This is a genomic window from Sphingobacterium sp. BIGb0116, assembly GCF_024808035.1.
GTDB lineage: Bacteria > Bacteroidota > Bacteroidia > Sphingobacteriales > Sphingobacteriaceae > Sphingobacterium > Sphingobacterium paramultivorum.
On record NZ_JANUDT010000001.1, the window covers coordinates 935,789 to 949,907 of the forward strand.

Below are 14,119 nucleotides of genomic sequence, written 5' to 3' on the forward strand. Positions count from 1 at the left end.
GGATCTCCATCGCCGGGCTTTTGTCTGCTTTATCCTGAGCAATCATCCATTCAGCTACAGCTGTCAGGGTATGATGGCTATTTTTTGGTACCATAAATCAACACCTAGCTCTAGTTATAAGGCAATTGAATCGACCATTATGGCGTAAAAAAATCAAGCTCTGCTATGGCCAGTGACTGCGATTTCCCGGCAATTACTGTCGATTCTACCTTTATAAAACGTGCTTTTTTAGCATTTTTTAAGTGATAGGTGCGTGTCGAGGGATCATTAATTAAATTGCCAAACTCAAAGCTGCCTGCATCTTCCCAATGCGTGCCATCCAGACTTACAGAAAGCTTACCTGACTGCATCATGCCTTCCGCATTTTTACGCTGTGGAGTGTAGCTGAATGTGGCAATTGAATACTCGGTTCCTAGATCGACAACCAGCTCCTGCACCGGGCCAGTTGCTTTCGATTGCCAGTATGAATCAACGCGCTCGTCAAAAGCTTCACGCCCATTCTTTCCATCTAAGGAGCTGCTTGCAGCAACTAGATTCCAGCGTTGTTTAGGAATTCCCATTTCTTTCTGTGTTATGGCACCTTTAGCGCCATCCTTGTCAATTGCGATCGCTTTAACGAGTTTACCTTTACTTTCAAATGCACCACTGTATTTTAGAGACGCAGCGGAAGGCGTTGTACCATCTTCGGTATAATAGATTTCAAAAGCGTTATTGAGATTTTTGAGAATATCCTCATGGTGTGGTTTCCAACCAAATTCGCTTTTTGCGGGATAAATGCTGACTTTACCTTCTGTATCCCGAGCGATATCCAATTGCGGTGGTCGTGTTGGAACATAGTAGGCACCGAGACTAGCCAGCACCGGTGTTGCACGACTAGCCAATACGCGTAATCGAATGCGGTCTGTTTCTTTTGCCGGAAAGCGCAAAATGCGTTTGTACCCTACATTGGTAGCTGTCGCCACCTGATGCCATTTTCCGCCTTGCCAGATGTCAAGCGCATGCTGTTCAATACGTTCACCGTTGCTGTGCACCGCCTCCTGAATCACCAAGCGATTCAATTTAACTGGATGTGGCAAAGAGACGATCAGTTCACCTGTCTCGGCAGGAAATGTCTTATTCGTTTTATCATTATTGTCTAACAAGGATTTGTCCAGATTACTTCCGGTCAGCAAATTGTTTTTATAGCCCAATTCAATACGTTCGCCTACAGCGTGTAGCACGTTTACATCTTCATCAGAGAAGCGCCCCTCTCGGTTGGGCGGAATATTTAAAAGGAATGTTGAATTACCACCAACAGCACGTTCGTAAATATCGAATACGTCGTCCGCCGATCGCACTTTTTGATACACATCATCGCGGTAAAACCAGCCCTCCCGTATAGATGTATTGGTTTCGGCCTGCTGGTAATGGAGAAATTTTGCGCTATACAACTTTTCCCTGCTGCCCAGATCCTCATCCGTCAGATCTCGAAAACCCTCCATCTGAACAGGATCTGCATAAAATGGAATCACATTCCACTCTGTACTGCGGGTCTTACCGGCCTCATTACCACACCAGCGAATATCTTCCTTACCAAAAATAACCGCTTTCGGCGCCAAATTGGAAATTAAATCCCGCCAGGCGGCATAGTTATATTTCTGTCCACCTTTTGTTTTTGGATGCGCGCCATCAAACCACACCTCATGGATAGGGCCATATTCTGTCAGTAATTCAAAAAGCTGATTCAGAAAATAGGCATTATAATCGTCTACTTTATAGCGGAAAGTTCGCTTATCCTTAAAGGGCCTTCCCGACGCCTTTTCCGGTATAGTTCGCTCCGTATAAACACTTTGATTCCCATAGATTCCTTTCTCATTTTCAATCTGATAAAGATCCGCCGGAGAAAGATAAACCCCCAATTTGAGCCCATATTTTTTACAGGATTGTGAAAGATCTCTTAAAATATCGCCCTGTCCCTGCTGAAATCCCGTCGACATTATACCATGCTTTGTATAGCGACTTTGCCAAAGAACGAAGCCATCATGATGTTTGGCCGTAAAGATCACCTTCTTCATCCCGGCAGATTTCATCGCAGCACACCATTGGTCGGTATCGAGATTTTTTAGGTCAAATATTTTTGGATCTTCTGTTCCGCTGCCCCATTCCATTTTGGTGAATGTATTGGGGCCAAAGTGAATAAATGCAATGAATTCATCCTTTAAGGCCTCATACTGCTTGTCCGTCGGTATAATATGGACTGCCTTGGCAATAATGTCTTTCTTACTATCCTTTGCTTCGATAGCGTAGGTGTTTTTAAATACCAATGCATCTGAGTTCATTTGTTTCTGCGCATAGATAGGTGTAAAAAAACTACTTACACATAGCGCAAACATCAATTTCCTTTTCATAATTCGTTATTTATTCTAAAAAGCTCGCTTTAAACTGGGCAAATATCTTTCGGAAACCAATAGATCAAAACAGACCAATTTCGCAAAAAATAGCAGGTGTTTAATTTAAGTAAACTTTTGTTTACACACATACAGATTTTGTAAAAATACAAGAATTAAAAAAGAGCAAAAAGAAGATTATCGATCAATCATTGCACATTATCGACTTGTTGAATACCGTCTTAGGCTTTATCGTAAGACGGTATTTTGCGATCAGAAAGATATTATTAACCTAAAACTTTCAAATACTATAGCTAAGAAACAGTCGGGCAAAATTTATAACGGATCCCTATTCAATGGCCATGGCAGTTTCAATCTCGTTGGAACGGCGCCAGTGTGCATCCTGAAATTTATACTCCATCGATTCTCTGCCGCTAAGCTCATAATTGTCCAATCGCTCTTCCAGATCAAAATAATAGATTATTCCCCCGTCATCTTTCACCAGCGCCATCTGCACCAGAGGATTCAGCAATTGCTTACTTTTGAGCAGCCCCCACTTTACATCAGGTGCTGCCTTTGATTTGAGGTAATCGCCCATTACCGCAATATAATTCAATTTATATTTTTCAAAATTCTTCTTGTCTGCTACAAAGGCATAAATCTTATCGATTTCAGCGGCTGTAACTATCTCGGATTCAATTCCAGCTGCTTGCAGGAGCTCTTTTTTCAGTACAGGGACAAAGGTATTTAAATGATCCATTTTTTCTCTGTTATTGAAATAGAAACGGTTCAGTGTGCCTTCCATGGGAAAGATTTCCTTCTGGATCCAGCTTTCCATCAATACGCTATCTTTGGTTAAGATCGCTTTGCTGAATGGGTTGAGCGGCATGATAATAAAGGTTTCCTTATATTTATAGACCTGAGCATTGTTAAATGCTATCGATTTCAGGAACGATCCTCCCTCTTTTGAGGACATATCATTGGCCGTGGCCCAATCGACCATCTTATAACTTGGCAATTGTGCCAAAGATTTCATGGTCAGTAAACAGAAAATGCAGAAAAGGAATCCAAAAGCTTTCATAAAAAATAATACGATTTAAAATAGAGTAGATTTAAATTCAATTGAACAATTTTAAAAGTTTTTTATCAAATTTCTCTTTTGTCTCCTATGTTTATGACTCCCTATTTATTCAGCGCCTTTTCTATCCAGGATTTGGCAGCCTCAGTCTTGTTCTCGGGGGAGACAGCACGATCGGATAAGTTTCCTGCTTTATCAAAAACCAGATAGCTCGGAATAGCATAGTCAAACTGTTTGATAACTGCTGCAAATTGTTTTTTATAGAGGTAATAATGATCGCCTTCCAGCAGATTTGTAAACTCCTGGAATTTTTTGCGATCGGAGCTTTCATCCGTCACATACACAAATACCACATCATCGCGATCGCTATACTGTTTCTTTACCTTTTCCATTTCAGGAAAAGATGCAATGCAGGGACCACACCAGGTCGCCCACAAATCGACCAGTACCACTTTTCCCCGATAGGGTTTGATCAAGTCTTCAATAACCTCCTCTTTGTCTGCTGCGAAAGGAAACATCGTGACCTTTGAATTGGACTTCTGTTTTAGGAGCACATTTTGTTCATCCTGATAAAGAAGATATTCGCCCAGGTCTTTAATTGTAAAACTATTCGTTATATCGTATTTATCTTGTGGACTTAACAGATAACCCTTGTTCATCTTTTGAACAAAGGCACTTGCTGTTGTCATCTCATAAAACAGGTTGCCCTGCCCTTTAAATATAGGATCAAAGCGCTGCTGCAACTGTTTTCTGAAGGCTCTAGGCCCAACCGCTGTAATATCTGGAAGATGTAATAGCGTATCTTGTAGGATAGCAGCCTGAACATTCGAATACACAGAATAATAGAGACTCATCGTATCCTGGTACCTGGGGTTAAGGATATCGCCGTAAAACGAAATATCCCGTGTTGGTACCATTGGAAACTTGGTAGAGTCCAGTCCAGCCTTTTTATTGTGCTCATACACAATAGCTGCATAATTTAAAAGAAAGCTTGGTACCTGAAAACCTTCAACGAGTCGGGTATAGTATTCCCTGAGGAATCCCGAAGTTGTATCTGCGATCAGTTTCTTTGTCATCTCTTCCGTCTGGCCCAAAAGATATCTTTTAAAATCATTGGCTGATTTAAATGGTGTTTTTATATTTTTTTTATCGGTTGGATAAGTAAACAAGCCCATCAGCAATTTTTCCTGCTTTGCCGAATTGTCAAAAATCTCCTTAAACGGCCCCTGATAATGCAAGCCGCCGTTTTCACCATTCTGAATATCAATGGTTAACGTGCCTACCTGTTTTGGTACTAGTATAAAAGCAAGGTATTGTCCATTTAGCCGCATATAGACTGCAGAAGGTCCAAAGGAATAGGCTGATGCCATTAATGTAGAATCATTTACTTGTTTAAATGGCAATGGTTTATCCTGTTGGAAGGGATTGCTCATAAACGGAATAGGCAGATCGAGATCTTTCACATTCTTATCGCCCCTAACCTTAACGACCAAGGTTACAAAACCACTTGAAAGCGAAGGGCTTTGCGCAAAAGTACAGCTCAGCGACAGGATGCACAAGAAAAAGACACAGCTCATTTTTTTTAGCATAGCTCAGGATTTATATAGTTTACCGGGTTATTTACCCTCTAATTTAAATAATATTTTAAATTAAAAGCAATCCATCCAAGCTAACGGCGTCGTGAAATCGGCAATGCAGGCCCGAGAGTTACTCGAGTACCTCTGGCTGATCGATCTTATCCACCAGTTCACGCATCCAATTATTGAAATCCACATCCGAAGGGATATCGAATTTCTTACGCAGCCTATTTTTACGGACCTGTACCGCCCGTATTGTCACAAAGGTATATTCCGAAATATTTTTTGTCGAAAAGTTGAGAAAGGCCATTGCGCAAAACTCCAATTCGGTGCTTCTAAGATTTGCGTCAAATGTTTTTAATGCTTGAATAAACTCGGGGTACAACTCGGAAAACAAGATCAAAAATTCGGGATTATTGCTTTTGGCCAGGTCGACCAGATTATTGAATTTATTTTCTCCAATCTGCTCGGTTAGCGCTCTATTTGTATTCTCCGTTTCCTGTAGGGCCCCTTCTTTCTCGGCTAGGACCTTTCGGTTGTGCCTAGAGCGTCTTATAAAAAATGCAATTACGATAACGAGCAACACAAAGGCCATGATTGAAAAGGCTACTGATTTTGAAACCTTTGTAGCAGACTCTACATCTTTTGATTTCAAGATCTGGTTGAGCACAATATCCAATACTTGTTTATTTTCGTTCTCTAGCGAATCATTGAGCTGATTATAATGGATATTATATTCACTGGCTTTATTAGCGCCCAACTTGTAGTATTGATAATACTCCGCTAGAAACTTGTATTGGTTTCGCATGGCATTTCGATCGCCAACTGCCTGCATGTTGGCCAGGCTTTTATAAAAATAAGGCAATGCTTCTTTAATATTACCTTTCTCTTGCTCTAAGTTGCCCAGGTAAGTATATGTATTAAAGTATATGGGAATTTTATTCTGCTCAATCAATTCCAGCGACTTTTCAAGATAAAATTTTGCTTTTGCAAAATCCCCTTTCTTGGTATACAATGTCCCAAGATCATCATAAACGCCTAAACCGATCATCGCTGAATCTTTTCCATGCAACTTGGGTAATATATCCAACTGAAATTGGCTATATTTCAATACCGAATCCGCCTGTCCCAGCCAATCATATGCTGTACTTAAATTTCCGTATGCATGTAAATAGGATTTTATTTGTATTTCACCCTTCAAGCTACCGGTAGATGCTATTTGGAGATGAAATTCTCGAATCGCTTGGCGCAATAACCTTAGTCCCAAATACACCCGTCCTTTTAAGCGATGCGTTTCGGATTGCAAGGAGTTCTCTTTCTTGTAATAATCTGTCGTTTGAATCTGTTGGAGGTGGCTAAATGCCTCCTTAAACAATCCAATATTCGAAAGTGCGTCTGCTGCCCAAAAATGAGCTTTTGCTTTTCCTTCATCATAACCATATTCAATGGACAAATCAAGAGCTTTCATAGCTGATTCCAGTTGGGGAGCCATTTTTGCGGCCACATGGAGCTCTTTCGTTTGGTTTAAGATGGAATCAATCTCTTTTTCTCTGCTACCACTAGCGATTGTTTTCAGTGCAAATAACAATAAAATCAAAGAGAGAATTCGTTTTTTCATAGGATAGATTGTCAATTAAGATTTTTTTATAAGTATCATCTGAACCCTACTAAAGCCAGCATGACAGGTTATGCAAACATAAGAATTTTGACAGAAAGGTCTTTCTGCCCGCCACAAAAAAAAAGACTAGTCTCACGACTAGTCTTTGATTTTACGAAACAACAAATTTTAAGTATGATCTAAAATTAAATATTATTTAGAATAATTCCAAATAAATTTTAAATAAATATGATTTCCATTTTATCTTTATCCCCGATTACAATCGGTAGGAAACCGTCGCCACAAAATTTCTGCGCTGCTGTGGATTGACAGACCAGTAGCCAATGTAATACTGCTTGTTGTTTATATTATTGAGGTTAAAATTGACCCTGAATTTGTTAAACGAGTAGTATACGCTGCCATTTAAAAGCGCATAGCTCGGGAGCTCAAACACTCCGGTTACGCTATTGTCGATGACTTTGTATTTGCCAGCATAGTTACCGCCTAGGCCAAAGCCCAGATTTTTGAGTTTACCGTTCTGAATCTGGTACGATCCCCAGAGATTACCCAGTGTACTCGGTCCCTGTCCACCCGGAGCACGTCCCTTTTCGTTGTAGAAATCATTTCCGTTTCCGGAGATGATGGCAATATGGTTGTAACTGAATCCTGCTTTGACCGAAAAACCAGCGTACGGTATTGCTTCGACGTCAAAATCAAATCCCTTACTCTCGACCTTTCCACCCTGTATGGAACCTGTGGGAGTGCTATACACCCGATTGGCAACCCTAATATCATACAGGGCCAGTGTTGTCCACAGTCTATCCTTGATCAGACTCGCCTTGGTGCCGAGTTCCCATTGGTTGGCCCGCTCCGGCTTGAAGGACTGTACTCCGGTCTTGACATTATTGGCATCGTATACGATACTGGGCGCAACATTGTAGAATGCATTCATATAATTGGCAAAGAGCGAGACGCGGTCTTTTACCACCTGATAGACCAAGCCCAATTTTGGCGAAAGTGCCCATTGGCTATAATTATCGTCTGCATTGGAAACCTCCCCTTTTGAATCAAAGTAATCGGCACGCAAACTCGCCATCAGCGAAAGGCGGTCGGTCAGATCCAATAAGTCCGAGGCATATACACTGAACGAACTGCTTTTGATATGCGAAGGGTCGCCCGCGTCGGTCCCCGCCAGTAGCTGGTCTATCGCCTGCCTGTTCATCGGAACCGTCGTCAGCTCCTTGCCATTGCCATCCAGTGGCCCCTTGATCAGTCCCTGCGGATTTACCCGACGTCCCAGTGCCCAGCCCGAACCATGATCCTTTACATCGCGGGAAAAATAGTCGACCCCGACCAAAAGCCTGTTTCTCAGACCGGCCAGCTTAAAGTCGCCGTTAAAATTCTGCTGTATATCAAAGGTTCGGGTCTTCTGGTTTTCATTGTGGAAGTACTGGTCAAAAAAGCTATCACCGGGCTGATTTCCCCAGATATAGCTGTAAATCCCATCAGACTTCACATTGCTCATGGAGACTACAGTCTGTGAATTCCATTGCTCATTGATCTTGTACAGCACCTCGCCCTGCACATTGGACCGTGGATTTTTAATGGACAGATCGTTGCTTGTAAAGGAAAGTTTTGGATTGAGGTTGAGTTCGGCAATATTTTTAAAGGTCAACGGAGCAACACGGTCCGAGTGGAAGAAAACCGGCGCAACAGCCCGTTTCATATCGAGTAGCTCGGCCATCAGGTTGACCGTCAGCCTGTCATTGACCTTATAGGTCAGTGAGGGCGCAAAGTAGAACGAGTTTTTAAAACCCGCATCCTGAAAACTATGCTCGCGGTGGAAAGCCGAATTGATCCGGAGTACGATCGTCTTATTTTTATTTAGCGGTGAGTTGAGATCTAAGGTTGCGCGATGCAGGTCGTTGCTGCCATAGTTGTAGGCCACTTCACCACCAAAATCAAAATAAGGTTTTTTGGTGATGGTATTGATCACACCACCGTAACCGTAAAAACTAGCGCCAAAAAGCGTTCCCGAAGGCCCTTTGAGCACCTGTATTTCCTCTACACCGGCCGGGTCCAGGATACCGCTCGACAAGCCCGGAAGCCCATTGACCAAATTGCTCTGGGCCTCAAAACCCCGTAGCGAAAAATAAGCGCCACCATCGCCACCCCGTCCTGTCGATTCCCAGGTACGGCTTATACCCGATACATTGCGCAGCAAAGCGTCATCAAAATTGGTAATGGCCTGCTGCTTCATTACTTCATGAGAGACTGTACTGTACACCTGTGGGTTTTCGAGATTGCTCAGCGGCATTTTGGCGACAGAGCTTACCGTACGGTTGGATTTGAATGCAGATACGAGTACCTCCTGCAACTGCGCGTAGTTTTCATTGAGGACAAAATCAAGCACGGTCGGCTTATTGCCTTCAACGGTTACTGTTTTTTCAATTGAGTTTAAACCCGTAAAACTCGTGACAAGCTGATAGCTCCCCGGTTTTAGGCGTTCAAATTTGTAGTGACCATTTTTATCTGTCTGTGTCTGTCTGTTCGTTCCCTTAATGGTTAGGTTGACCGATTCCGCTGGATTGCCATCCAAAGTCGTAATCTTTCCAAAGATACTGGCTGTCTGTGCATTGGCGACACCGGTAAGCGATAACATCGCTACAGCAATATGTATAGATTTCATTCCATAAAAAATTTATGGAGCCGAATATACTACTATTTGATGTTTAATTAAAACTAATTAGACTAATTATAAATAATAATTTAGTTAACTGCTAGCCTGAAGGTTAAATAATACAGTGCGCAACTCGCTTTATTGGCCTATCGATTGGCGACCGCAAAATTTCATGCTTAATTCACGACCCCAAAACCTGATAAGAAAAAGCATTTTTGTCAAAAATAACTCACCACATAGGTACAAATTATTTTAGCATACCGTAACGGCACCTCATAGGGTTCGGTTCTCCACATTTGTGCAGATCGGCCGAGGTTCAAAAAAGGCAACCGATAAAATCAGCCACCTTAGTATTAGAATTGAATAATAATTGTCCTTAAAATTCGGTCATATCAATAAAAACTGACTGTATTCTTATGAAAGTTTATTGTAAACATTATTTGCTTGTCGCTTTAAAGAATAGCATCTCCTCATCCTGCTCTACATGATCAAATTTTTGCACTCGTAGCGAAAATAATCCCTTTCAATCGCTTGATCTAACCAGATACCCCGCGATCCCCTTATAGTGCCCATTAATATCATTTCAGGGTAATAATAAAATGTAAAAACTGTGCTTTCGTTCGTTAAAACTTACTTTTGGATTCAAAAAGTCAATAAAAGAATTCAAATGAAAAAGCGCTATAAATTCATCACACTAGCTTCTCTCTCTTTTCTTACCAACAGTTGCAACATGTTTGACATCCACCCTTATTCAGGAAAAATCGATGGAAGAAAACATATTAATGCAGATAATATCGCCAAAATCGAACATGATTATGCTAATCAGGATACCATCCGCTACGCTTTTATCAGTGATTCGCAGCGCTGGCACGATGAACTTGACGATTTTGTAAAAATAGTCAATAAAAGAAATGACATTGATTTTATTGTACACGGCGGCGATATTAGCGATTTTGGACTTACCAAGGAATTTTTGTGGCAGCGTGATATTTTGGAAAAGCTGAAACAGCCTTATGTCGCCCTTTTGGGGAATCACGATTGTCTCGCCAATGGCGAAGAGATCTTCGAACAAGTGTTTGGCACAGTCAATTATAGTTTTATTGCTGGTAAAACAAAATTCTTATGTTTAAATACCAATGCGCTGGAATCAGATTACTCCAATCCCGTTCCCGACTTTTCATTTATCGAGCAAGAGCGTCAAAAAGATACCACACGTTTTGAACAAACAGTTGTCGTCATGCATGCCAGACCCACATCCGATCAGTTCAACAACAATGTAGCTTCGGTCTTCCAATACAGTATAAAACAATTCCCCAATCTCCTTTATTGTACCAATGGCCACGATCATATCTATCAAGAAGAAGATATTTTTAAGGATGGTATCATCTATTACGGTACTCCCAATATCGGTAAACGTCAATTTCTAATTTTTACAATCACTAAGGACCACTATACCCATGAACTTGTTTCTTACTAAATCAAAAATACGTTCTTTCGCGCTTGTTACCCTTTTCTTTTCAGTTCACGATATGGCTCAGGCCGCCAAAAACCAATATCTCCCACGAACAAGCTTGGCTGGCAACAAAACGGAGACCCTCCAGGAGAATAGCATCACAACGGACAGCATCAAAACGGGAAACATGAGCACTAAAGAACTAAAAAAAGCTGCCTTTAGCCTTGTTCCATCAAGTTATATGCTTCAATACGCAGGGTCCATAGGACTGCTTTCTACCGGAACAGGCTGGGATTATGGCCGACACAAGCAGTGGTCGACAGATTTCCTGCTTGGCTATGTACCAAAATATGATACAGACCGGGCAAAACTTACCTTAACGCTGCGTCAATCGTATACACCTTGGGAAATTAAACTCAATAAACAGTTTACTTATCATCCCTTGCGTACCGGCGCTTATCTCAATACGACCTTGGGTAAACAATTTTGGTATAAAGAACCTGACAAATACCCGAATAGCTATTATCGGTTTTCGACCAGGCTACGCATCAATATCTTTGTAGGACAGGACTTCAGCTATAAAATCAAATCCAACAGTTCTTATTTTGAAGGCCTAAAATTCTATTATGATCTTCATACCAGCGATCTTTACCTCGTTAGCGGCGTACAGAACAAGTATCTTAAATTTGATGATTACATTGGACTGGCCCTAGGTGTCAAGCTACAGATTAGGCGAAAATAATGCACAAAAAAGGCTAGATCGATATCGATCTAGCCTTTCTGTTAAAATACAATCAACGCACTAACTTACTTAAGGTATCATTTAAACAAAAGCTACGGTCAAAACGTTTTAGAATTTACAGTCTGTACAGTTAATACCCCCTCTTTTAAACCTTTGCATTTCGCCTTTATCTGAATCTTTCCCGATTTTTCGCCTGCCTGCACAATCAAGGTAAGCTGTCCATTGAATAAATGCATCTGCGGTTTATGAAAAGCCTCCAGATTGGTTGGATCACCGTTAGCCAAGGCTTTAAATGTACCATCGCCAACTACGTCAAATTGGATCAGCTCTGCAGCCCTTGGACAGAGGTTCCCCGCTTTGTCCACTGCTTTGACACGGATGTAGGCTAATGCACGGCCATCAGCAGAAATGGAATCATGAACTGCATCCATTTCAATCCTGGAGGGTTTTCCAGCCGTCCGTATTATTTTTTCGGCCGCTGGTTTTCCAGATTCATCGTAAGCCACTACTTTGACTTCTCCGGGTTCGTATATTGTATTCATCCACATTAGGCGGTAACGCTCCTGTAAAGAAGCCTTACTCTTGCGCTGTATTCCCTGACTTTTCCCATTGATAAAAAGTTCGGCACTTGGATAATCTGTATACACGAAGACAGGGGTTTCTTGTCCCACACGCTCAGGCCATGTCCAATGTGGAAGTATATGCAGGGTATGCTCATTTCTATTCCATAAACTTCGGTACAGATAATAACGGTCTTTGGGAATGCTCGCCAGATCAATAATACCGAACATGGAACTATGGTTGGGCCAGGCATCTGTATCGTAAGGGGAAGGTTCGCCAAGATAATCAAAGCCGGTCCAGACAAATTGTCCCATGGTCCAATGATGATCTTCCGCCAGGGCAAAATCCTCATCCGGCAGGTTGGACCAAGAGCAATATTCCATATCGTAAGAAGACGACTGATGATCGGAATACAACATATCACCTTTTTTTAGCACCGGAAATTTATAAACGCCCCTTGAGCTCACTGTTGACGCCGTTTCAGAACCCAACACTAGATTTTGGGGTAATTTGGCATAAGCCTCTTCGTAACGGTGCGCGCGATAGTTTAACCCCGGAACATCCAACAGACTAGCAAAACCATTTTCCAGCACACAGCTTACCTGATCCATACCGCAGGTCACTGGTCGGGACGGGTCCTCACGATGGCATATATCCTGTAAAAACGAAGCTACTTTATAGCCTTCAGCACTGCATTGTGTGGGCACTTCATTTCCAATGCTCCACATCACGACAGATGGGTTATTTCTAAAATGACGAATCATGTTGACCATATCCCGTTCGGCCCAATCCGCAAAAAATCGATGATATCCATTTTTACATTTAGCAATATCCCATTCGTCAAAAGGTTCAATCATCAGCATAAAGCCCAATTCGTCACATAGGGCAACCAATTCCGGAGCTGGCATATTATGTGCCGTACGAATGGCATCGCAGCCCATATCTTTGAGTAATTCCAATTGATAACGAAGAGCCGAAACATTAATTGCAGCCCCCAATGGTCCAAGATCGTGATGATTACATACCCCCTGAAACTTTCGGACCTTTCCATTTAACATAAATCCCCGGTCGGCAATAATACGTACCTCCCGAATCCCAAAACGGGTTTCAAAACTGTCTGTCAATTTGCCTTCTACAAATACTTGTGTGGAGGCCCGATATAGATTTGGATGTTCGGGGCTCCAGAGGGCAGGGTTTATCACTTCAAGATTTTGTACGAAAGGCTTGCCATAATTTAGTTTTTGTTGGTTTTCTTTCTGCGCAACCACCTGTCCAGTTGCATCCAAAATCGCAGTTACCATACGTACCAACTTGCCATCAGCATTCTTCAAACTGGTTTCAAGCTTAACTGAGGCTAAACTGTCCGACACAAAAGGCGTCGTGATATACGTGCCCCAAACAGGTACATGGATCTTCTCCGTCACGATTACATGCACATTGCGATAAAGTCCTGCACCGGGATACCAGCGTGATGACTGCGCTTTATTTTCCAACCGTACAGCAACCGTATTATTCATCCCGTCCTGATGTAGAAATTCGGTCACATCACAATGAAAAGCATTGTAACCGTAGGGCCAAAAGCAGGCTTCCTTTCCATTGACATAGACCCGGGCTTCGCTCATTGCACCATCAAATTTCAGTACCACGCGTTTATTGACGGGATTGAATTGTGGAATATCAAATTTGGTACGATACCACCCCACCCCCACATAAGGCAAACCGCCAGTCCGGCCCGTTTTTACCGTTGCCTTTTTCTCTCCATTTTGTGTCACTGCAACATCCTGCAGATCGTGTGACCGGTCAAAAGGCCCGAAAATAGCCCAATCATGCGGTACAGTGACATTTTTCCAGGTATTATCATCCAATGCTACTGATTCCCCGTGAACAACCTCACCCTGAAAAAAACGCCAGTTTTTCTCCAACAAGAAGGATTGGCGGGTAGACTGTCCGTGCGAATTGCCCGGAACAAGTAAGAATAAAAGAAACAAAAAGTAAGTCGTACGCAGTAATCTCATCATCAAATCATGTGTTTATAGTCTACAGTTCAATTTTTTCATTGTCATTC

The 14,119-nt window shown here is 42.0% G+C and carries 8 protein-coding genes; 2 read left to right on the top strand and 6 right to left on the bottom strand.

All coding sequences use genetic code 11. The features are described 5' to 3' along the window. Positions 1–137: 137 nt before the first annotated feature. From M2419_RS03920 to M2419_RS03940, 5 genes are all read right to left on the bottom strand, one after another. Positions 138–2,387, bottom strand: coding sequence for an alpha-L-fucosidase (locus tag M2419_RS03920; protein WP_153847851.1), 2,250 nt, complete (start codon positions 2,385–2,387; stop codon positions 138–140). A gap of 328 nt (positions 2,388–2,715) precedes the next feature. Further along, a complete protein-coding gene (locus M2419_RS03925; RefSeq protein ID WP_259254265.1) occupies positions 2,716–3,447 on the bottom strand; it encodes a hypothetical protein in 732 nt (243 codons plus the stop codon). A 101-nt stretch (positions 3,448–3,548) separates the two neighbouring features. Then, positions 3,549–5,033, bottom strand: a complete 1,485-nt coding sequence (locus M2419_RS03930; RefSeq protein ID WP_259254266.1) for a TlpA disulfide reductase family protein — start codon at positions 5,031–5,033, stop codon at positions 3,549–3,551. Positions 5,034–5,151: 118 nt separating this feature from the next. Beyond that, positions 5,152–6,639, bottom strand: coding sequence for a tetratricopeptide repeat protein (locus M2419_RS03935; RefSeq protein ID WP_153847841.1), 1,488 nt, complete (start codon positions 6,637–6,639; stop codon positions 5,152–5,154). A gap of 256 nt (positions 6,640–6,895) precedes the next feature. Next, the gene (locus M2419_RS03940; RefSeq protein WP_153847840.1) at positions 6,896–9,307 is read right to left on the bottom strand and encodes a TonB-dependent receptor; all 2,412 of its coding nucleotides are present in this window, start codon (positions 9,305–9,307) and stop codon (positions 6,896–6,898) included. Between the two features lie 658 nt (positions 9,308–9,965). Between M2419_RS03940 and M2419_RS03945 the strand changes: the two genes are divergently transcribed. Both M2419_RS03945 and M2419_RS03950 read left to right on the top strand, forming a co-directional pair. Continuing rightward, a complete protein-coding gene (locus M2419_RS03945) occupies positions 9,966–10,775 on the top strand; it encodes a metallophosphoesterase (protein WP_153847839.1) in 810 nt (269 codons plus the stop codon). After that, positions 10,756–11,493: a hypothetical protein gene (locus M2419_RS03950; RefSeq protein WP_153847838.1), complete on the top strand. Its 738-nt coding sequence runs from the start codon at positions 10,756–10,758 to the stop codon at positions 11,491–11,493. The genes M2419_RS03945 and M2419_RS03950 overlap by 20 nt, the downstream gene beginning before the upstream one ends. 98 nt (positions 11,494–11,591) lie before the next feature. On the opposite strand, the gene M2419_RS03955 is transcribed toward M2419_RS03950, so the two are convergent. Then, positions 11,592–14,072: a glycoside hydrolase family 2 TIM barrel-domain containing protein gene (locus M2419_RS03955; protein WP_153847837.1), complete on the bottom strand. Its 2,481-nt coding sequence runs from the start codon at positions 14,070–14,072 to the stop codon at positions 11,592–11,594. Positions 14,073–14,119 lie beyond the last annotated feature (47 nt).

Excerpts from the sequence above, each read along its gene's own strand:
- M2419_RS03925 (WP_259254265.1), bottom strand. The coding sequence starts at position 3,447 with ATGAAAGCTTTTGGATTCCTTTTCTGCATTTTCTGTTTACTGACCATG.
- M2419_RS03920 (WP_153847851.1), bottom strand. The coding sequence starts at position 2,387 with ATGAAAAGGAAATTGATGTTTGCGCTATGTGTAAGTAGTTTTTTTACA.
- M2419_RS03950 (WP_153847838.1), top strand. The coding sequence starts at position 10,756 with ATGAACTTGTTTCTTACTAAATCAAAAATACGTTCTTTCGCGCTTGTT.
- M2419_RS03935 (WP_153847841.1), bottom strand. The coding sequence starts at position 6,639 with ATGAAAAAACGAATTCTCTCTTTGATTTTATTGTTATTTGCACTGAAA.
- M2419_RS03955 (WP_153847837.1), bottom strand. The coding sequence starts at position 14,072 with ATGATGAGATTACTGCGTACGACTTACTTTTTGTTTCTTTTATTCTTA.
- M2419_RS03930 (WP_259254266.1), bottom strand. The coding sequence starts at position 5,033 with ATGCTAAAAAAAATGAGCTGTGTCTTTTTCTTGTGCATCCTGTCGCTG.
- M2419_RS03945 (WP_153847839.1), top strand. The coding sequence starts at position 9,966 with ATGAAAAAGCGCTATAAATTCATCACACTAGCTTCTCTCTCTTTTCTT.
- M2419_RS03940 (WP_153847840.1), bottom strand. The coding sequence starts at position 9,307 with ATGAAATCTATACATATTGCTGTAGCGATGTTATCGCTTACCGGTGTC.